The following is a 17,133-nucleotide window of genomic DNA, read 5'->3' as shown; positions in this document are numbered from 1 at the left end:
CGGCCTGGTCAGGCGGGAAGCTGGAGGCCGCCGTCGTTCTCTTCGGCGAGCTTGTCCGCCAGGAGTCCGGCAACTGCGCGCTCAAGCTGGGCTGCGGGAGCCTGCAGCGCATGGAGCTTCGCCAGTGCCGCCAGGTCGGGGTCCGCGTCCGCTCCGGCCGCCGTCAGGTCCACCGGACCCAGCAGCAGGCTCCGAAGCACCGGGCCCCGGGCAGAGCGCAGCACGGCCATGACGGCGCCGCGGACCTGGCGGTCCGTGCCGGCCCACGCCTGCCCCTTGGGTACGTAGTCCGGAGCCGGCTGTCCGGCGGCCACCCAGGCGCAGTGCCGGCGCACGGGGCAGACGCCGCACTTGGGGGACCTGGCTGTGCAGACCAGGGCGCCAAGTTCCATGACAGACGCGTTCCAGGCAACTGAGGCGGTCTCATCGGCGGGCAGCAGCTCAACGGCCAGCCGCATCTCTGCGGCAGTAAGCGCCGGCGAAGGGAGGGCCTTCCCCGTGAGTGCGCGGGCATGGACCCGGCGGATATTGGTGTCCACCACCGCTTCCCGGCGGCCGAAGGCAAAGGCGGCGACGGCGGCTGCGGTGTAGTTGCCGACGCCGGGCAGGGTCAGGAGTTCAGCATGCGTGTCCGGAACCGCGCCGCCAAAGTGTTCTGTCATGGCTGCGGCTGCGGCGTGAAGCCGCAGTGCGCGGCGGGGATAGCCCAGCCGCCCCCAGGCACGGACCGCTTCCCCGCTGGCCTCTGCAGCCAGCGCGGCCGGGGTGGGCCAGCGCTGCATCCACTGTTCCCAGACCGGGAGAACCCGGACCACCGGCGTCTGCTGCAGCATGATTTCGCTGACAAAAACACCCCAGGGAGTGCACTCCCGGCGCCGCCAGGGAAGATCGCGTGCATTGGCGGTGAACCAGCTAATGATCTCCGTATGCAGCTGCGGTACCGTCTGCAGGCCCGGTTCCATGCAATCTCCCTCGGTTATGACCAGCAATACTCTACTAACCGGCGTGGTGCGGCAGGTAATCCGGGGCCGGTTACCTAGCCTTAAGGCATGGTTGGGAATGGATCATCACATCAGACACCCGGACGCCCTAGTCCGGCTGTTTACCGGCGGCGCAGAATCGTCGCCGGAGTACTTGCGCTGCTGGTTGTCATCGGCATTGTCACGGGCATCGTCACCGTGGTGAACGCGCTGCGGGGGGACGGCGCGGCTGCTTCGGACTCCACCGCCGCAGAGTCTGCTGCCCCCGTTCCTGCCGGCACGGAGCCCGGCACCGAAAAAACGCCGGCAGCCACCCCAGCTCCTTCAGCAACACCTTCAAAGTCGGCCAAACCGAAGGAAACGGCCTCCGCGGCAGCACTGTGCCCGGCTGCGTCCGTGGGCGTCAGTGCCACCACCGATGCGCTGAGCTACTCGTCGCAGGTCAGCCCCGTCCTGACCCTGACCGTTACCAACACCGGAACCGAACCCTGCCAGGTGAATCTGGGAACCAGCCAGATGGAATTCATTGTCACCAGCGGTCCTGACCGGATTTTCTCTTCGGCAGATTGCCAGCAGCCCGGTGAGGACCTGCTGAAGACGGTAAAACCCAACAGTGTGGAAACGGCCAAGTTCACCTGGGACCGCCAGCGGTCAACCGAGGGCTGCACGGATGTCTCCAGCAAGCCGGGTCCGGGAACCTACGCGTTCACGGCACGCCTGGGAGAGATCAGCAGCGAACGAACCACCTTCGAGCTCGAATAGCCGCTTCCGGGGCCGCTGAGCTGCCGTTGGCTGTCTGGACCGGTGGGGCTACATAAACCGGTCAAGAAGGCTGGTCTCCGCAATGCGGGAAAGGCCTTCACGCACCGTCCGCGCACGCTGTTCACCAATGCCGTCCACCGTCATCAGGTCTTCAATGTTGGCGGCCATCAGGTTCTGCAGCCCGCCAAAGTGGTCCACGAGACGGTTGGAGACGGCCGGCGGCACGGACTTGATGTTGCTGAGCAAACGGTATCCGCGCGGCTGGACCACAGCTTCGAGGGAGTCCTGGCCGGGCTGGAAACCCACAACGGCGGCAATCTTGCTCAAATCCACCATGTCGGAGGAGCTGAGGTTTTGCAGCGTGGCCACCTGTTCCTCGGGCCGCTGGCTGCCGTCCTGCAGATCTGCGTAGTCTCGGACGATCATTTCGCTGCCCGGGCCCAGTCCGGCGGTGAGTTCTTCGAGCTGCAGTGAGAGCAGGCGGCCGTCCACGCCGAGTTCGAGGACGTACTGGGAGATTTCCTCGGAAATACGGCGGACCATTTCCTGGCGCTGCAGGGTGACAGCCACATCACGGACGGTGACCATCGCTTCGATTTCCAGGGCGGAGAGGGAGTTGGTGACCTGGTCCAGCCGGGCGCGGTAGCGCTCCAAGGTGGCCAGTGCCTGATTGGCGCGCGCCAGCACCGGCTCGGACCCTTCCAGGACGTGGCGCAGTCCGCCTACGTACAGCTGGATGATCTGCATGGACTGGCTGACCGAGATGACCGGAAAACCGGTTTCAATGGCCACGCGCTCCGCGGTACGGTGCCGGGTGCCGGATTCGTGCGTCTCGATTTTGTGGTCGGGAACCAGCTGCACGGCCGCCCGGAGAATGGACTTTGCATCCTTGTCGCAAACAATTGCACCGTCCATCTTGGCCAGTTCACGAAGCCGCGTGGGGGAGAAGTCGATGCCGATGTCGAAGCCGCCGGAGCAGATGGAGTCAACGGTACGGTCAAAACCCAAAACGATCAGGGCGCCGGTGCGGCCGCGCAGGATGCGTTCCAAGCCATCGCGCAGATCTGTTCCGGGTGCTACCCGAGCCAAAGTGGCCTTCAGTGCATCTTCGGGCGTGCGCGCCATGGTCACTTCCTTCCGGCCGTCGGGCCCACGATCGTTCTGGGCGGACAATGCACAGACACTTCCCTATAGTAGTGGTCCTGCAGGGGACAATGGCCACTTTTGTGCCCTGCGGCCCGGCTGGGTGGCGTCCGCGCAAGGATCTAGAACAGCAGTTCCAGTGCCTCCGTGAGGGTGGACACTTCCCGGACCTTGAACCCGGCAGGAACCGCCACCGGGCCGTTCGGGGAGGCCGGCACCACCGCATGGGTGAAACCAAGGCGCTCCGCTTCCTGGATCCGCCGGGCGATACCGGGAATCGGGCGAACCTCTCCGGCCAGGCCAACCTCGCCGAAGGCAATGAGCTGGGCGGGTAGGGGCTTGTTCATTTTGGCGGAGGCCACGGCCAGCGCCACGGCCAGATCCGTTGCAGGTTCGCTGAGCTTGACCCCGCCCACTGTGGCCACGTAGCTGTCATCCTTGGCGAGGTTCATGGACGCGCGCTGCTGCAGCACCGCCAGGAGCATGGCAACACGGGATGAATCCAGCCCGCTGGTGGCACGGCGGGCCTGCGAGTTGCTGGTTTCGGCCAGCAGCGCCTGGACCTCGGCGACCAGGGGCCTTTTCCCTTCCAGCGTCACGGTGATGCAGGTGCCGGAGACCGGTTCCTTGGTCCGCGAGACGAACAGCCCGGACGGGTCGGCGAGTCCCTCGATGCCGTCTTCGGTCAGGTCAAAACAACCCACCTCATCCGTGGGTCCGTAGCGGTTCTTCACCGCCCGCAGCAGACGGAGCCGGGAATGGCGGTCACCGTCAAACTGGCACACCACATCCACGAGGTGTTCCAGCAGCCGCGGGCCGGCGATGGACCCGTCCTTGGTGACATGTCCCACCAGCAGTGTGGTCATGTTCCGGGTTTTGGCGGCGTTGATCAGGGATGCGGCTACCTCCCGCACCTGGCTGACCCCGCCGGCGCTTCCGTCCACAGCCGTGCTGCTGAGTGTTTGCACCGAATCGACAATCAGCAGGCCGGGTTCCACCTGCTCCACCTGGCCCAGGGCCTGGCCAAGGTCGGTTTCCGCACCGAGATACAGGAAGTCGGACACCGCTCCGATGCGCTCTGCGCGCAGTTTCACCTGTGCGGTGGATTCCTCGCCGGTCACATACAGGACGTTCCGCCCGAGGTTTGCGACCTTGGCGGCCACATCCAGCAGCAGGGTGGACTTGCCGACGCCGGGTTCGCCGGCGAGGAGGATGACAGCCCCCGGAACCAGGCCGCCGCCCAGGACGCGGTCCAGCTCATTGACACCGGTGGGCTGGTAGGCCGCCGTGGTGGCATCGACGTCGGCGATGCGCTGGGCGGGACGTGCCACCGTGGCAGCGGCAGTGGTGCGGGCCAGTACCTCGCCCGCTTCCTCCACGGTTCCCCAGGCCTGGCACTCGCCGCAGCGGCCCACCCATTTGGCCGTGGTCCAGCCGCACTCGGCGCAGCGGTAGTTGGCGGTTTTTGCACGGGTAGTCTTGGTGGCCATGAAAACAGGCTATCCCGCCCCACTGACACTCACGGCCCGCAGCGGACCGGCGGGAGTCACACCTCGGACAGGTAGCTCACCGCTTCCTCGTGGCTGAGGCCGGTGGATTCGAGCAGGTCAACCACCAGGGGCCGGAAGAGCATCACCAGGGCGTCCCCCTGGATGTCCGTGATACCCAGTTCTCCGGGATTAAGCTGGGCGCCCACCAGGGCGAGCTCGTTGCGGGCCTGGCGCAGGTGCTTTTCCCGGGTACCGGCGGACTCCGCGCCGGCCAGGGCTCGGGCGAGGATGTCCACGGCGTCTGCGGTGTCATTCACTGCCTCCGACACGCGCTCAATGGCCGTGTCATCAAGCGCCGCGTGGTTAATCACCGATGTTGTGCGGCGGGCAAAAACCCGGCTGTTGCGCACGGCAAGGTCCAGGTAGCCGATGGATCCGCGCAGGTCGCCCAGCTCGGCCAGATGGCGCCGGTAGGCGGGGGAGATGCGGGCAACCTCGCGGGCGTCCCGCACGCTGCGGGTCAGCGAATCAAGCTGCGGCTGGGTGTTCCGGGCCCGGACCAGCGCGTGCCAGGCCAGGGTGGAGTCACTTTTCGCCAGGGCATCGGCACATTGGCGCAGTACGGCGGAGAGCTCATGCAACAGGTCCCGGACGTTGGATTTAGGCTCCCTCCGGGGGTCCCGCGGAGCCAGCATGGTGATCAGAAGGGCAAACGTGCCGCCCACAATCGCGTCGAGGCTGCGGGTGAAGGCCCCGCCCTCGGGTGCCGGAAGCAGGACCACCAGCAGCGACTGCAGGCCAAGCTGGGTGGTGAAGATGACGCCCCGGTCCAGGAACCGGGCCAGCATCACGGAGATGAAGAGCACGACGGCGGCCTGCCACAGGCCGGTGCCGAGCACGTGCAGCAGAAGTTCGCCGATGGTGATGCCCAAGGTGCAGCCGATCCCCACCTCGAGGACCCGGCGGGTCCGCGGTTCCCGTGAAAATCCCAGTGAGATCAGGGCGGCAGTGGCGGCGAAAAGCGGGCCCTGGTGTCCGAGGATGTATTCGGCAAAACCGTAGGCGCCCACGGCGCAAACCGTCATCTGCACGGCGGGGTAGATGGAATCCCGGCTGCGGCGAAGCCCCACAAGGACACGGTTCCGCACAAAACCCCGGCTCTGGGCAAGGCGGTCGCGTGCGGGCATGCCCTTAGTCTAGGGCCGCCCGCCCCGCCCCTCCATCCGGAGGGTGAGTGTGACGCTGCGCAAGCACGTTTACCGGCGTCCCAGGGCAGCTGCGGATAAGTTTTCTCCGCCGCTTGGCACCGTTCACCTTTCGTTAACCTTTCCGGTCCACGATCAGTGAAGGACGCCAAGACGTCCCGGTGAACCGGAAGCGTGTGCCGGTGCGCCTGCTCCATGGAAATCGAGCCCTTGAAAGGGGCAAGACGTGTCGGTAACTCGTATTATCCGTTCAGCCGCCCTGTTGTCAGTGGCCGCGCTCGCCTTATCGGCCTGCGGCAGCGACAGCGCAACCGCTCCGGCCGAAGGCAGTGCGCCGTCGACGTCGGAGAGCACGCTGACGGGAACACTCTCCGGTTCGGGGGCTTCCTCCCAGGACTCGGCAATGCAGGTTTGGATTGCGGATTTCTCCGCGGCCAACCCCAAGGCATCGGTACAGTACTCGCCGGACGGATCCGGCGCCGGGCGCAAGGCCCTGCTGGCCGGGGGCGTCCAGTTCGCCGGCTCTGACGCCTACCTGGATGACGAAGAAGCGGCAGCGGCCGTCCAGGAGTGCGGCCCGGACGGAGCCCTGCACGTGCCGGTGTATGTTTCCCCGATTGCCGTGGCGTTCAACCTGCCCGGGATTTCGGAGCTGAACCTGGACGCCGCCACCATCGCAAAGATCTTCCGCGGGGAGATCACTGCCTGGAATGATCCGGCGATCGCTGCGGCGAACGACGGCGTGGAACTGCCCTCAACGCAGATCACCGCCGTACACCGCGGAGATGAGTCCGGAACCACCAAGAACTTCACCGAGTATCTTGCTGCAGCCGCGCCTGACGTCTGGACGGACAAAGCATCGGGCGACTGGCCTGCTGCAATCGGCAACGGCGAGAATGCCTCCGGCACCGGCGGAGTTGTCTCGCTGGTCACCTCCACGGAGGGTGCCGTCACCTATGCAGACGCCTCGGCAGCGGGAGACCTGGGAGAGGTAAGCGTCCAAGTGGGGGATGCCTACGTGCCCATCAGCGCAGACGCCGCCGCCAAGGCCGTGGAAACGTCCTCACCGGTCACCGGTGCGGACCGCCCTGCCGGTGACATGGCCATGAAGCTGAACCGGGACACCGAGGAAGCCGGCGTTTATCCGCTGGTGCTGGTGTCCTACCACATCTACTGCACCACCTATGAAGATCAGGCAACCGCTGATCTGGTGCGGGCCTTCGGCAGCTATGTGGTCAGCGAAGAAGGTCAGGCGGCAGCGGCCGAAGCGGCTGGAAATGCACCGCTCTCTGAGTCGCTGCGGGCAAAAGCAACGGATGCACTGGCGGGTATCACCGTCGCAAAGTAGTTGCGGGGGGTGCGCGGGTACGCAGCCGCGGGCAGCCGTGGGACAGTGAAACGGGGGCTGCAGCCGCGCACCCCGCCGCAAGGTCGGCAGTGCAGGGTCAGTAGAGTGTTTAAGTAGTTGCCAGTGAAGAACCGAAGGGTTGTGCAGTGTCCAGCAAGTCCATAGAAGGCACCGGCGGCGCGGGCCGTGCAGGAGACAAGGTGTTCTCCGGGATCACGCTCCTGGCCGGCTGCCTCATCCTTCTTGTCCTGTTTTCCGTGGCAGTGTTCCTGCTCTGGCAGGCACTGCCCACGTTCACCGCGGACTCCGGGGAAATCAGCGGCGGCGAAGGCTTCTTCACCTATATCTGGCCGCTGGTCATCGGCACCGTCATTGCTGCAGCCATCGCCCTGCTGATCGCCACACCGGTGGGAATCGGCGTCGCGCTGTTCATTTCGCATTACGCCCCCCGGCGGATGGCCCAGGGCCTGGGTTATCTCGTGGACCTGTTGGCCGCCATTCCGTCGGTGGTCTACGGCGCCTGGGGCATGATGGTCCTCGCCCCGGCCCTGGTGGGCCCCTACACCTGGCTCGCGGAGTACGCCGGGTGGATCCCGATCTTCTCCGGCCCGGCCAGCCAGACCGGCAAGACCATGCTGACGGCAGGAATTGTCCTGTCCGTCATGGTGCTGCCGATCATTACCTCCCTGACCCGGGAAATTTTCCTGCAGACGCCGAAACTGCATGAGGAAGCGGCCCTCGCCATGGGAGCCACCCGGTGGGAAATGATCCGGATGGCCGTGTTCCCGTTCGCCCGCCCGGGCGTCATCAGCGCCGTCATGCTGGGTCTGGGGCGCGCCTTGGGCGAGACCATGGCCGTGGCCCTGGTTCTTTCCTCCGGCGGGCTGATTGCCAGCCTCATCCGGCCCGGCAACCAGACCATCGCAGCGGAAATCGCCCTGAACTTCCCCGAAGCATACGGCCTGCGCCTGTCGGAGCTGATTGCGGCGGGTCTGGTGCTGTTCCTGATCACCCTGGCCGTGAACGTGATTGCGCGCTGGATCATCAGCCGCCATAAAGAATTCTCCGGAGCCAACTGATGCAGACACAGACCCTCAGCCGCCAGCCGGCCACACTGACCAAGAACCGCCTTCCGCGCTACGCGGTGTGGGTGGTCCTTGGTGCGGCACTCATCCTGGGCGCGGCGCTGTCCGCCCTGACCGGTTTCGGCATCGCCAGCTTCACGGTGTTCACCGCCCTGCTCTTCGTGCTCGGTGCCACTGTGCTGACCGGGATCGTGGAAGGCCGGCGGCGGGCCGTGGACCGTTTGGCCACGTACCTGGTCTACGGTGCCTTCATCCTCGCCCTGGTTCCCCTGATCTCGGTCATCTACACCGTCCTGGCCAAGGGGCTTCCCGGCCTGAGCCCGGATTTCCTGTTCACTTCCATGGGCGGCATGACGGGCGCCGTGGACAACAACAGCGTGCAGACGGGCGGCCCGGTGCTGGGCGGGGCGTACCACGGCATTATGGGTACGCTGCTGATCACACTGTGGGCCACCATCATTTCGGTGCCGATCGGCCTGCTCACCGCCGTCTACCTGGTCGAATACAGCCACGGCGGTCCGCTGTCTCGGGCCATCACGTTCTTTGTGGACGTCATGACCGGCATCCCCTCCATCGTTGCCGGCCTCTTTGCCGCGGCGTTCTTCGGCCTCGTCTTCGGGCCGGGGGTGCGCACCGGCTTTGTTGCCGCCGTCGCGCTCTCCGTCCTGATGATCCCCGTGGTGGTGCGTTCCACCGAGGAAATGCTCAAAATCGTGCCGAACGAACTGCGCGAAGCCGCCTACGCGCTGGGCGTGCGCAAGTGGCGCACCATCCTCAAGGTGGTGGTGCCGACGGCGATCTCCGGCATTGCCTCCGGCGTCACCCTGGCCATTGCCCGAGTCATCGGCGAGACGGCGCCGCTGCTGGTGACCGCAGGCTTCGTAAACACCATCAACACGAATGTGTTTGCCGGCTGGATGACCACGCTGCCCACGTACATTTACCGGCAGTTGATGAGCCCCACCTCTCCCACCAATGCCGACCCGAGCACCCAGCGGGCCTGGGCCGCGGCGCTGCTGCTCATCATTATGGTGATGCTGCTGAACCTGGGTGCCCGGCTGATCGCCCGCCTGTTCGCGCCCAAGACCGGACGCTGACCGGTCCCACCCCTCCGCCGCGGGCAAACGCCGCCTGCGGCCCCGAAACTCTCCAACCAAAGGAACCACATGTCCAAGCGAATCGACGTCAAGGACCTCAACGTCTACTACGGCGACTTCCTGGCCGTAGAAGACGTCAACATCAACATTGAAGCCCGCTCCGTTACGGCCTTCATCGGTCCCTCCGGCTGCGGAAAATCCACCTTCCTGCGGACGCTGAACCGGATGCACGAAGTCCTGCCCGGCGCCCGAGTGGAGGGCGAAGTCCTGTTGAACGGCGAAAACCTCTACGGCCCCGGCGTGGACCCCGTCACCGTGCGCAGCCACATTGGCATGGTCTTCCAGCGCCCCAACCCGTTCCCCACCATGTCCATCCGGGACAACGTGCTGGCCGGGGTGAAGCTGAACAACAAGCGCATCTCCAAGTCCGACGCCGACGCCCTGGTGGAGAAGTCCCTCACCGGCGCCAACCTGTGGAAGGAAGTCCGGGACCGCCTGGACAAGCCGGGCTCCGGCCTTTCCGGCGGCCAGCAGCAGCGGCTGTGCATTGCGCGCGCCATTGCGGTGTCGCCCGAGGTGATCCTCATGGACGAACCCTGTTCAGCCCTGGACCCCATCTCCACCCTCGCCATCGAGGACCTGATTGAGGAACTCAAGAGCGACTACACGGTGGTGATCGTGACCCACAACATGCAGCAGGCGGCACGTGTTTCGGACAAGACGGCCTTCTTCAACATCGCCGGCACCGGAAAGCCCGGAAAGCTGATCGAGTACGCGGACACTCCCGTCATTTTCAGCAACCCCTCCCAGAAGGCCACCGAGGACTACGTTTCCGGGCGCTTCGGGTAAACCGCGCCGGCAGCGCCGGAGAGGTCAGAGCAGCGGGCTCAGCGCCAGAAAGAGGATGCCGCCCAGCAGGGCCGTGACCGGGGCCGTGGTCAGCCAGATGACCATGATTTCCCGCAGCGGGATGAACCGCACGGTGGAGAACCGCTGGTTGACGCCGGCGCCGACAATTGCCGACGTCATGGTCTGCGTACTGGAAAGCGGGATCTGCAGCCACAGGGCACCCATGAACAGCAGGGACGAACTGGCCGCCGTCGCGCTCATGCCGCGCAGCGGGTCGATCCGCACCAGCCGGCTGCCCAGCGTATGGCTGATGCGCCAGCCTCCGTACAGGCTGCCTACGGCCAGCGCAGCGCCGGAGAAAACCTGCACCCAAAGGGGAATCCCGCCGTCCTGGGCGGAGTAGCCGGCGGCCGCAAGGCCCAGGACAATAACCGCCATGGTCCGCTGCCCGTCCTGCATGCCGTGGCCCAGCGAAAAAGCCGACGTGAACACTGACTGGGCAATCCTGTTTCCGGCGTCTCCGCGCCGCGGCGCGCTGTAGCGCATCAGCCATGTGGTGGGAAAAACCAGCAGGTACGCCAAGGCAAAGGCAATGACGGGCGAGAGCAGCAGCGGCAGGACGATCTGCTCCAGCAGCAGCCGGTAGGACTCAGCGATATTGGGCCCGCCCACCAGCGTGGAGGCCGCGCCGGAGCCCACGATGCCGCCCACGAGCGCATGGGTGGAGGAAGACGGCATCCGGCGCCACCAGGTCCACAGCCCCCAGCCGCACGCAGCCAGCAGGCCCGCGATCAGGATGCCCAGCCCCGGCGTGCCTTCCGGCAGCTGGATGAACCGGTCAGCGAGCACCAGGGCCAGGGCCGTACTCAGCAGGGCTCCGGTCAGGTTGAAAATGGAAGCGAGAACGACGGCGACGGCGGGCGTCAGCGCACGGGTGCGGACGGAAGTGGCAACTGAGTTGGAGACGTCATGGAAGCCGTTGATGAAGGCATACGCCCCGGCAAAGAGGACGACGGCGGCCAGCAGGACCGGCTCCACCTAGGATTCCCGGACCAGGATGCCGCCCACGGCCGTGGCGCAGCGCCGCAGGGCCAAGGATGTACCGGCCAGCTGATCAGCAAGGTCGCGGTGCCGTGCATAGGTGAGGGGCTTGTGGTCGCGCAGGAGCTCGGACATCCAAATCCGGTGCGTGCGTTCAGACCGCTTGGACAGCCTGAGCATCTCAATCCAGTACTCATCCAGGTCCTCAAGCGAAGCCAGGCGGCGCATGGCTCCCACCGTGAGCTCCGCCTGTCTGCCGATGACTTCGAGCTGCTCGGCGGCCCGTCCGGAAATACCGGTCAGGCGGTACAGGGCGGTGACTTCCGCGGCCGCGTCGAGGCTTTCCATGGCGGACATCAGGGTGAGCGAGAGCCCGTACAGGTCTTCGCGGGGGAGCGGATTAATAAAGCTGGACCGCATCTGCGTCATGAGCGCAAAGTGCAGATCGGTGCATTCGGCGTCCAGCTGGTGCATGTGCTCTGCAAGGCGTTCATAGTCAGCCGGCTCGGCACCGAGGACTTCCGAAAGAGTGCCGGAGCCTCGCACCACTACCCCTGCCATCCGGGAAAGGAGTTCAAGGCCGGCATTTTCCTGGGGAAAGAGCCGGAGCCTCATGAGCAGACCCGCCGGAATGGACGGGCGGATTCGGGGCCCTGCACTGAGTAGGTCACGAGCCTAAGATTATCGGCTGTGCAGAAGGACACAAAAGCGGTGCCGGACCGGGAGCGCCTCTCGGCGGAAGGCCGCTCGAAGCGGCTCTAAGTTGAAGCCCGGGGGTTCCGCAGTCCGACACCAATTTCAGTTTTCTACTCTTCGCCGAGGATGTCAACATGAGCTCCGGCAGGCTGCTAATCCAGCTCCCCCCGGCGCCACGCTGCCGCTGAATGCTCCAGGTCCTCGGCCGTCCGGACCAGCCGGCGCGCGCTGCGGGTCAGCTGCGTGGCAGAGTCGGTGCTGCTGGCCTCCACTGCGTCGGCATGGTGGGTCTGGCCGAGGGCAACTACGCGGCAGAAGGCGGCAAAGCGCTCCAGTGCCACGTCAAACTCTCCTTCGAAGGCTCCGGAGAGGATGGTGTCAGCCATGGCCTTTACTTCCTCGGCACCGAGCGGCTCGGCAACACCTGCCACCACCTTCGATACCTGGGCTACGTCTTTGCCTGCCGCGTAGTAGGCCGCTACGCGCTCGGGATCCTGCTGAGTGGCGGCCCGGAGGGCGTAGAGGCGCCAGAGGGCTCCCGGAAGGGAACGGGCCGGGCTTTCCGCCCACATCTCAGCAATGGATTCCAGGCCCTGCCGGTCCGCAAGCTTCACCAGGCGGCGGGTGATCTCGGGATCGGAGCTTTCCCGGCCGTGATGGACCAGCGCCTGGGCAGCCAGATGCGCGGCTTCGGATACCCGGGCCGGATCCGCGCCTCCGGGGAAGTTGGCGAAGTCCAGCGGAGCGTACAGCTTTGGCTTGTGATGCCGCGGGGGCATTTCATTGGACTCACTCATAATCCGAGAATACTCCGCTGCAGGAACGGGCGTCGAGGACGGCTGCGGCTGTTGCCGGGTAGGTGATCACGGGTAGCAGCGCAAAGAAACAGCAAAGACCGGCGCCCTTGTTTCGTGAGATGCGTCCCCTGTGCGATAAAGTGAAGAAGTCGATTCGTCGACGGCTCTTCCGCGGGGGAAATTCCCGGCAGAAACGGCCGTCCCGGAACGGTGGGGGCCTTTAGCTCAGTTGGTAGAGCATCGGACTTTTAATCCGTGGGTCGTGGGTTCGAGCCCCACAGGGCCCACCGTAAAAAGCACCCCGGTCTTCGGACCGGGGTGCTTTTCTTATTGGCCCGGCTGCTTTTATTGGCCGGCTGCGGATTTCAGGAACCTTTTCCGCTGCGCTCGACGACGGCGGGAGGCACCGGCCTGCGCCGGGCGGTATCGAACTTCATCAGTTTGTGTGTGCCGTCGCAGTAGGGCTTGATGGCGGAGCCGCCGCACCGGCACAGGGCTACCGTTTCCCGGTCGCGCGGAATGGGGTCGCCGTCCGGGGTGACTATTTCGAAGTCCCCGCGCACCAGCAGCGGGCCGTTGGGGTAGGCGACAACTGACGCTGCGGGGCGTTCCCCGGGAACCGCGGCTGCAGGCGGTCCGGTGTTTTCCGCGGCCGGGCATCCCCCGCACTCGTGCGGCTCGGTGCCGCCGGTCACGGAGTAACCCCCGCGGCCAGGGCTGCACCCTCCAGGGCCGTTGCAGCAGGGCCCGCGGAATCGGGTTCCAGGAGGGCGCTGCGGTCCTCCTGCCACGCCGCCAGATGCTCACCGCCCATCATCGCGTCCAGCGTCAGTACCGTGGCCGCACCAAAAATCACATCGCCCAAAAGGTCGGGCTCCGACTCCACGAGTCCGCCGGCGAGGTCCCGCGCGGCTATTTGCTCATGGACGGCGTCGGCCTCCACATGTTCGTCAAAGTAATAGGTGACTTCATCGTCGAACCCCAGCCGCCGGAATCCCCGGGCGTAAAAGGAATTGGGGATGGAGGATGTCATCTCAAAGGCAGCCAGATGTCCGGCAATGGCGCCGCGCAGCCGGCGGTTCAATCCGAACAGTGACATGGCGTTGGAGGAAGCCAGTGTCAGTGCCGGCACAAAATCCAGATACCAGCCGTACTCGGTTTCCAGCTCCAGTCCCTTCATGGTCACTCCAAAAAGGTGGGAGTGCATGCGCTCCGGGCGGCCGCCGCCGTACTCGTCGGCCTGGATCTCAATCAGGGCAGCCTTGGCGCGGCCCACCGGCAGGCGGGGGATGGCCCAGCTGTGGGGATCGGCCTCCTTCAGCTGGTAAATGGAGCGCAGGATCAGGAACTCCTGCAGCTGTTCACGGGTGGCCTTCGAGGCGACGTAGCGCGAAACGCTGGGTCCGTCGTCGTCGGCGGCCATCCGGAACAACTCAGCGGCAACTGCCTCGGACGTGGGCTCGGGGAGCGGAGGAACCGGAACGGCCTGTCGCAGGGCAGCTTCAAATGCCTCTTCCAGGTTCAGCCGCAGATCCAGAAGTCCCGGATGCCACTCCAGGGCATCGGGCACCGTCTCCAGTCCGCTGTAGTGCAGTTCGTACAGGCAGAAGAGGGCCAGCTGGAGGTCTTCGTCGCGCAGGATGTCCGTACTTTCGGCGGCTGCCCGGCGCGCAGCCTCGGTCACTGCGGCAAGTGCAGGTGCGTCCGGAGCTTCAGACGCGGTGAGCAGCTCAAAGAGGGCGGCGCTGACGGGTCCGCGCGGTGCGGGGATTCGCATTCTTATCCTTTGTACTCCGGGGGAGGGGGCCGGATGGAAGCCGGCGGCGGGACGATGAATCAAGGACATCAGCATACTTGGTACCTTTGCCCGGACCTCAATTGCAGGGTGCGGATTATGGGTTGCGGCCCTTCCCGGGGACATTGACCTTTCCGTCGATTCGGCGTGAGATGGTGGAAAGGCGATAAATGCAACGCGGAAAGAGGGAAACCCATGCCGCTGGTGGAAGCCGGAGCAACCGCATTGGTTCCTGCCCTGATACTGCTGGCCGCAGCCCTGGGTATTACCGCGGTCCGGGTGGACGCGGCGCTGGCGCGCGGGGACGGCGAAAAAGGATTCTGGGTTGGACTGACCGGCCTGCTCACGGCCCTTCTGGCCGTCGTATGGGCAGTTGCCGGAAGTCCCCGCAGCGGGCCCTGGGTTGGGCTGGCCTCCATAGCCGGAGCAGCAGGAGCCTTTTGGTGGATCCGGACCCGCCGGAGACAGCGCGTGAACGCCCGGAAGCGGGAGGAGCAGCGACGCCGGATTGCAGCCGCCACGCACAGGCACGACTCAGTGCTGCTGAGCTGGAGCTCCTATGAGCTGGACGCCTGGAAGGCTTTGGAGAAGCCGGGCATAGGAAACGCGGACCGGGCGGAAAGCAAAGCCCTGATGCGCGCCATGAAAGCCGCAGCGGCCCTGCGCCCTCAGGAGGAGGCGCCTGTGGAAATGAACCAGAAGGAGCTGGCGGACTACGAAACCGCAGTCGCCGGCTTAGAGGAGGCCTGGGGGATCGCGGAAGATTCGGCGGGCGGAGGCCGCGCCGCGTAATGCCCGCGCTCTGGACGAAACACGCCATCAGTGTCAGGCTCGGGGCATGAGCGGGAACAGCAGGGATGACGTTGAGGTCTCCCACAATTGTGACCACAACCGGTACGAGCTCCGTGTGGGCGGTGAATTAGTTGGCACGGCCGAGTATGAGGAAGAAGCGGATGCCGTGGCCCTGACCCACACAGTGGTTGCGGAACAGTTCCGGCACCAGGGATATTCGTCCATGCTGGTGAAGTTTGCGGCGGAGGACATCATTGCGTCCGGGCGGCGGATCAAGCCGTACTGTTCCTACGCGGCGTCCTACCTTGGCAAACATCGGGAGCTGAGCCACCACGTATCCTGGCCGCAGGAGACGCCGTAAGGGACTCGGCGATATGCCCGGAAATTTTCTGGTCCGGAGCTGACCCTTAAATTGGAGCTGGCTCCCCGCTCTGCATATGGGGGGAACGCAGAAGGGGGAGCCAGTGGAAATAGTATAGTGGCAACCGTCCGGATAAAACCAATTGGGGGGGAGTCGCCGTTGGCTGTGTCCGCCAAGGCCTTTCAAAGATGGCGCTCCCTGACAGCCCCGCGCGAGTCGACCGCTGATCTTTGCCGCCTGGCCGGCATCAAACGGTCAACCCTGGCGCAGCAGTTGGTGCGCGGAAAGGTGTCCGAGAGCACGGTGGTCAGCGTGGCGAGGGCGTGTGACCAGGATCCGGTGGCCGCGCTCTCCTACTTCGACGAATACCGCGATCTCCAGGCCGGCTCCCGCCCGCCCTCCGCCCGGGAACTGATCAGTCAGGTGTCCTACGTCTGCATCCTGCAGCTCCTGGTGGCTCGGAGCGTGAGCGCCGACTCCGGGCCCGCCCCCGTTCCGGGCCTGTGCACTTTCCCTCACCGCAACTCCGTCCGGGCCTGGTTCGACGCCGTGGACCAGGGGGACCTGAGGCACCGGCTCAGTGCCAAGAGCGGCGTGGCGCCGCAGAATCTGTCCGCGCAGCTCACCGCCGGACGGCTTGCCCCTGAATTGGCTGTCGAAGCGGCCCGGCTGGCGGGGGTTTCGCTCACCGGAGGACTGGTTGCCACCGGACTGCTGACTCCAGATGAATGCGGATGGCCGCTGGGCGGGCGCGAGCAGGCCCTTGCGGAACTGTCCGATGCGGACCTGGTGCTTCTTGCCCGGGACCGGTTGGATACCCTGGGAAAAGTCCTGAAGAAGTTTGAAAACGATGAGAGAAACAACGCTGTACTGATGGAGCAATTGGGATGACACTGCAATTGACGGCCTTTGTCTTCACCGTCTTGTTTTGTCTGCAGCGGCTGCCTTCGGCGATCCGCGGTGAGAACCGCGGGATGTTCTCGGCTTTGCTCCTGATGGCCGTCGGGATGGCGCTGAGCATTCCATTCTTTTACCTCCGGGTAGATTCGCTGCTGGGGGGAATGAACATTGCAAATCTCCTGCTGCGATTCTCAGTGTTCGGAGCCTTCCTTATTTTTGGCATGAAGGCTGCCTCGGCCTTTAACGCTCCCCGCGCCCAGCGGCTGATTGCGGGGCCGGTGGGTTTCTGTGTCCTGGGCCTGGCGTCAGCAACAGTGACGGTGTTCTTTGTCCTGAGCGACCTGCCCGATTCATCCACTGCCCTGCGCGCCTACGAAGGCCAGGACACGGTAGCTGCCTACGGTGACACCGCACGGCTCTACCAGACCTACGTGGCGGCATGCCTGGCTCCGGCTCTTTTCCTGTGTGCCGCGGACTCCCGGAGGCGCGGTGAGATCCGGATCAGTGCCGGCCTTATGTCGCTGGGGATGACTGCATTCGTTGTTCATGCGCTGCTCAGTCTTGCACTCTGGAATCTGTCACGCGGCTGGTGGGACCGCACTTTGCCCTATGCAGCCGTCCTGGCTATTTCAATTGCGCTCGCCCTCGTCTGGAACGTGAGGAGGATTGAGAAAAGGAAGCCGAAATCCAATTTGCTGGCCATGGCGAACGGCAGCATATAAGGACGGGCACTCTGCGCGGCAGGTAAAGAATTGGCATCGCTCGTTCACAATTTCATCATCCTGTGTCAGA

Annotated in this window: 18 protein-coding genes and 1 tRNA gene; 10 read left to right on the top strand and 9 right to left on the bottom strand. The window is 65.1% G+C overall.

The window, feature by feature from the left end:
• Positions 1–8: 8 nt before the first annotated feature.
• Entirely contained in the window at positions 9–962 is a 954-nt protein-coding gene (locus ACIQXM_RS07470; protein WP_400929862.1) for an A/G-specific adenine glycosylase, read from the bottom strand.
• Positions 963–1,049: 87 nt separating this feature from the next.
• Between ACIQXM_RS07470 and ACIQXM_RS07465 the strand changes: the two genes are divergently transcribed.
• Positions 1,050–1,742 (top strand): hypothetical protein, encoded by a 693-nt coding sequence (locus ACIQXM_RS07465; protein WP_400929859.1) that lies wholly within the window; start codon positions 1,050–1,052, stop codon positions 1,740–1,742.
• 48 nt (positions 1,743–1,790) lie between these two features.
• Here the strand turns inward: ACIQXM_RS07465 and disA are convergent, their stop codons facing one another.
• From disA to ACIQXM_RS07450, 3 genes are all read right to left on the bottom strand, one after another.
• The gene (disA, locus tag ACIQXM_RS07460) at positions 1,791–2,867 is read right to left on the bottom strand and encodes a DNA integrity scanning diadenylate cyclase DisA (protein WP_400929856.1); all 1,077 of its coding nucleotides are present in this window, start codon (positions 2,865–2,867) and stop codon (positions 1,791–1,793) included.
• Between the two features lie 140 nt (positions 2,868–3,007).
• Positions 3,008–4,375: a DNA repair protein RadA gene (gene radA / locus ACIQXM_RS07455; protein WP_400929853.1), complete on the bottom strand. Its 1,368-nt coding sequence runs from the start codon at positions 4,373–4,375 to the stop codon at positions 3,008–3,010.
• Between the two features lie 56 nt (positions 4,376–4,431).
• Entirely contained in the window at positions 4,432–5,562 is a 1,131-nt protein-coding gene (locus ACIQXM_RS07450; protein WP_400929850.1) for an aromatic acid exporter family protein, read from the bottom strand.
• 244 nt (positions 5,563–5,806) lie between these two features.
• Here ACIQXM_RS07450 and pstS point away from each other — a divergent pair, with 244 nt between their 5' ends.
• From pstS to pstB, 4 genes are all read left to right on the top strand, one after another.
• Positions 5,807–6,928: a phosphate ABC transporter substrate-binding protein PstS gene (gene pstS / locus ACIQXM_RS07445; RefSeq protein ID WP_400929847.1), complete on the top strand. Its 1,122-nt coding sequence runs from the start codon at positions 5,807–5,809 to the stop codon at positions 6,926–6,928.
• A 146-nt stretch (positions 6,929–7,074) separates the two neighbouring features.
• Positions 7,075–8,007 carry a phosphate ABC transporter permease subunit PstC gene (gene pstC, locus ACIQXM_RS07440; protein ID WP_400929844.1) on the top strand — a complete coding sequence of 311 codons (933 nt, stop codon included), beginning with the start codon at positions 7,075–7,077 and terminating at the stop codon, positions 8,005–8,007.
• Complete coding sequence (gene pstA, locus ACIQXM_RS07435; protein ID WP_400929841.1) at positions 8,007–9,110, top strand: phosphate ABC transporter permease PstA; 1,104 nt, start codon at positions 8,007–8,009, stop codon at positions 9,108–9,110. The genes pstC and pstA overlap by 1 nt, the downstream gene beginning before the upstream one ends.
• 69 nt (positions 9,111–9,179) lie before the next feature.
• Entirely contained in the window at positions 9,180–9,959 is a 780-nt protein-coding gene (gene pstB / locus ACIQXM_RS07430; RefSeq protein ID WP_400929838.1) for a phosphate ABC transporter ATP-binding protein PstB, read from the top strand.
• Between the two features lie 24 nt (positions 9,960–9,983).
• Here pstB and ACIQXM_RS07425 read toward each other — a convergent pair whose 3' ends face one another.
• The 3 genes from ACIQXM_RS07425 to ACIQXM_RS07415 all read right to left on the bottom strand — a co-directional run bounded on the left by ACIQXM_RS07425 (position 9,984) and on the right by ACIQXM_RS07415 (position 12,493).
• Positions 9,984–10,997, bottom strand: a complete 1,014-nt coding sequence (locus tag ACIQXM_RS07425; protein WP_400929835.1) for an anion permease — start codon at positions 10,995–10,997, stop codon at positions 9,984–9,986.
• Entirely contained in the window at positions 10,998–11,615 is a 618-nt protein-coding gene (locus ACIQXM_RS07420) for a DUF47 domain-containing protein (protein WP_400929832.1), read from the bottom strand. It lies immediately after the preceding gene.
• Positions 11,616–11,848: 233 nt separating this feature from the next.
• On the bottom strand, positions 11,849–12,493 hold the full coding sequence (locus ACIQXM_RS07415; protein ID WP_400929829.1) for a hypothetical protein: 645 nt from the start codon (positions 12,491–12,493) through the stop codon (positions 11,849–11,851).
• Positions 12,494–12,707: 214 nt separating this feature from the next.
• Here ACIQXM_RS07415 and ACIQXM_RS07410 point away from each other — a divergent pair.
• Positions 12,708–12,780, top strand: a tRNA-Lys gene (locus tag ACIQXM_RS07410).
• Positions 12,781–12,858: 78 nt separating this feature from the next.
• Here the strand turns inward: ACIQXM_RS07410 and ACIQXM_RS07405 are convergent.
• Together ACIQXM_RS07405 and ACIQXM_RS07400 are read right to left on the bottom strand one after the other, a co-directional pair.
• Positions 12,859–13,188, bottom strand: a complete 330-nt coding sequence (locus tag ACIQXM_RS07405) for a CDGSH iron-sulfur domain-containing protein (protein ID WP_400929826.1) — start codon at positions 13,186–13,188, stop codon at positions 12,859–12,861.
• Positions 13,185–14,270, bottom strand: a complete 1,086-nt coding sequence (locus ACIQXM_RS07400) for an iron-containing redox enzyme family protein (protein ID WP_400929823.1) — start codon at positions 14,268–14,270, stop codon at positions 13,185–13,187. The genes ACIQXM_RS07405 and ACIQXM_RS07400 overlap by 4 nt, the downstream gene beginning before the upstream one ends.
• A 213-nt stretch (positions 14,271–14,483) precedes the next feature.
• On the opposite strand from ACIQXM_RS07400, the gene ACIQXM_RS07395 reads away from it, so the two are divergent.
• The 4 genes from ACIQXM_RS07395 (at position 14,484) to ACIQXM_RS07380 (ending at position 17,063) form a co-directional block, all read left to right on the top strand.
• A complete protein-coding gene (locus ACIQXM_RS07395; protein WP_400929820.1) occupies positions 14,484–15,080 on the top strand; it encodes a hypothetical protein in 597 nt (198 codons plus the stop codon).
• Positions 15,081–15,126: 46 nt separating this feature from the next.
• Positions 15,127–15,441, top strand: a complete 315-nt coding sequence (locus ACIQXM_RS07390; RefSeq protein WP_400929817.1) for a GNAT family N-acetyltransferase — start codon at positions 15,127–15,129, stop codon at positions 15,439–15,441.
• A 165-nt stretch (positions 15,442–15,606) separates the two neighbouring features.
• Positions 15,607–16,332 (top strand): hypothetical protein, encoded by a 726-nt coding sequence (locus ACIQXM_RS07385; protein WP_400930913.1) that lies wholly within the window; start codon positions 15,607–15,609, stop codon positions 16,330–16,332.
• The gene (locus ACIQXM_RS07380; protein ID WP_400929814.1) at positions 16,329–17,063 is read left to right on the top strand and encodes a hypothetical protein; all 735 of its coding nucleotides are present in this window, start codon (positions 16,329–16,331) and stop codon (positions 17,061–17,063) included. Before ACIQXM_RS07385 ends, ACIQXM_RS07380 begins: the two co-directional genes overlap by 4 nt.
• Positions 17,064–17,133 lie beyond the last annotated feature (70 nt).

Source organism: Arthrobacter sp. NPDC097144 (assembly GCF_044762205.1).
In the GTDB taxonomy this organism is placed as follows: Bacteria; Actinomycetota; Actinomycetes; order Actinomycetales; family Micrococcaceae; genus Arthrobacter_B.
This window is presented reverse-complemented; position numbering and strand designations above follow the sequence as displayed.

Excerpts from the sequence above, each read along its gene's own strand:
- ACIQXM_RS07415 (WP_400929829.1), bottom strand. The coding sequence starts at position 12,493 with ATGAGTGAGTCCAATGAAATGCCCCCGCGGCATCACAAGCCAAAGCTG.
- ACIQXM_RS07470 (WP_400929862.1), bottom strand. The coding sequence starts at position 962 with ATGGAACCGGGCCTGCAGACGGTACCGCAGCTGCATACGGAGATCATT.
- ACIQXM_RS07395 (WP_400929820.1), top strand. The coding sequence starts at position 14,484 with ATGCCGCTGGTGGAAGCCGGAGCAACCGCATTGGTTCCTGCCCTGATA.
- ACIQXM_RS07450 (WP_400929850.1), bottom strand. The coding sequence starts at position 5,562 with ATGCCCGCACGCGACCGCCTTGCCCAGAGCCGGGGTTTTGTGCGGAAC.
- ACIQXM_RS07465 (WP_400929859.1), top strand. The coding sequence starts at position 1,050 with ATGGTTGGGAATGGATCATCACATCAGACACCCGGACGCCCTAGTCCG.
- ACIQXM_RS07390 (WP_400929817.1), top strand. The coding sequence starts at position 15,127 with ATGAGCGGGAACAGCAGGGATGACGTTGAGGTCTCCCACAATTGTGAC.
- ACIQXM_RS07380 (WP_400929814.1), top strand. The coding sequence starts at position 16,329 with ATGACACTGCAATTGACGGCCTTTGTCTTCACCGTCTTGTTTTGTCTG.
- ACIQXM_RS07420 (WP_400929832.1), bottom strand. The coding sequence starts at position 11,615 with ATGAGGCTCCGGCTCTTTCCCCAGGAAAATGCCGGCCTTGAACTCCTT.
- ACIQXM_RS07400 (WP_400929823.1), bottom strand. The coding sequence starts at position 14,270 with ATGCGAATCCCCGCACCGCGCGGACCCGTCAGCGCCGCCCTCTTTGAG.
- pstB (WP_400929838.1), top strand. The coding sequence starts at position 9,180 with ATGTCCAAGCGAATCGACGTCAAGGACCTCAACGTCTACTACGGCGAC.
- disA (WP_400929856.1), bottom strand. The coding sequence starts at position 2,867 with ATGGCGCGCACGCCCGAAGATGCACTGAAGGCCACTTTGGCTCGGGTA.
- radA (WP_400929853.1), bottom strand. The coding sequence starts at position 4,375 with ATGGCCACCAAGACTACCCGTGCAAAAACCGCCAACTACCGCTGCGCC.
- pstA (WP_400929841.1), top strand. The coding sequence starts at position 8,007 with ATGCAGACACAGACCCTCAGCCGCCAGCCGGCCACACTGACCAAGAAC.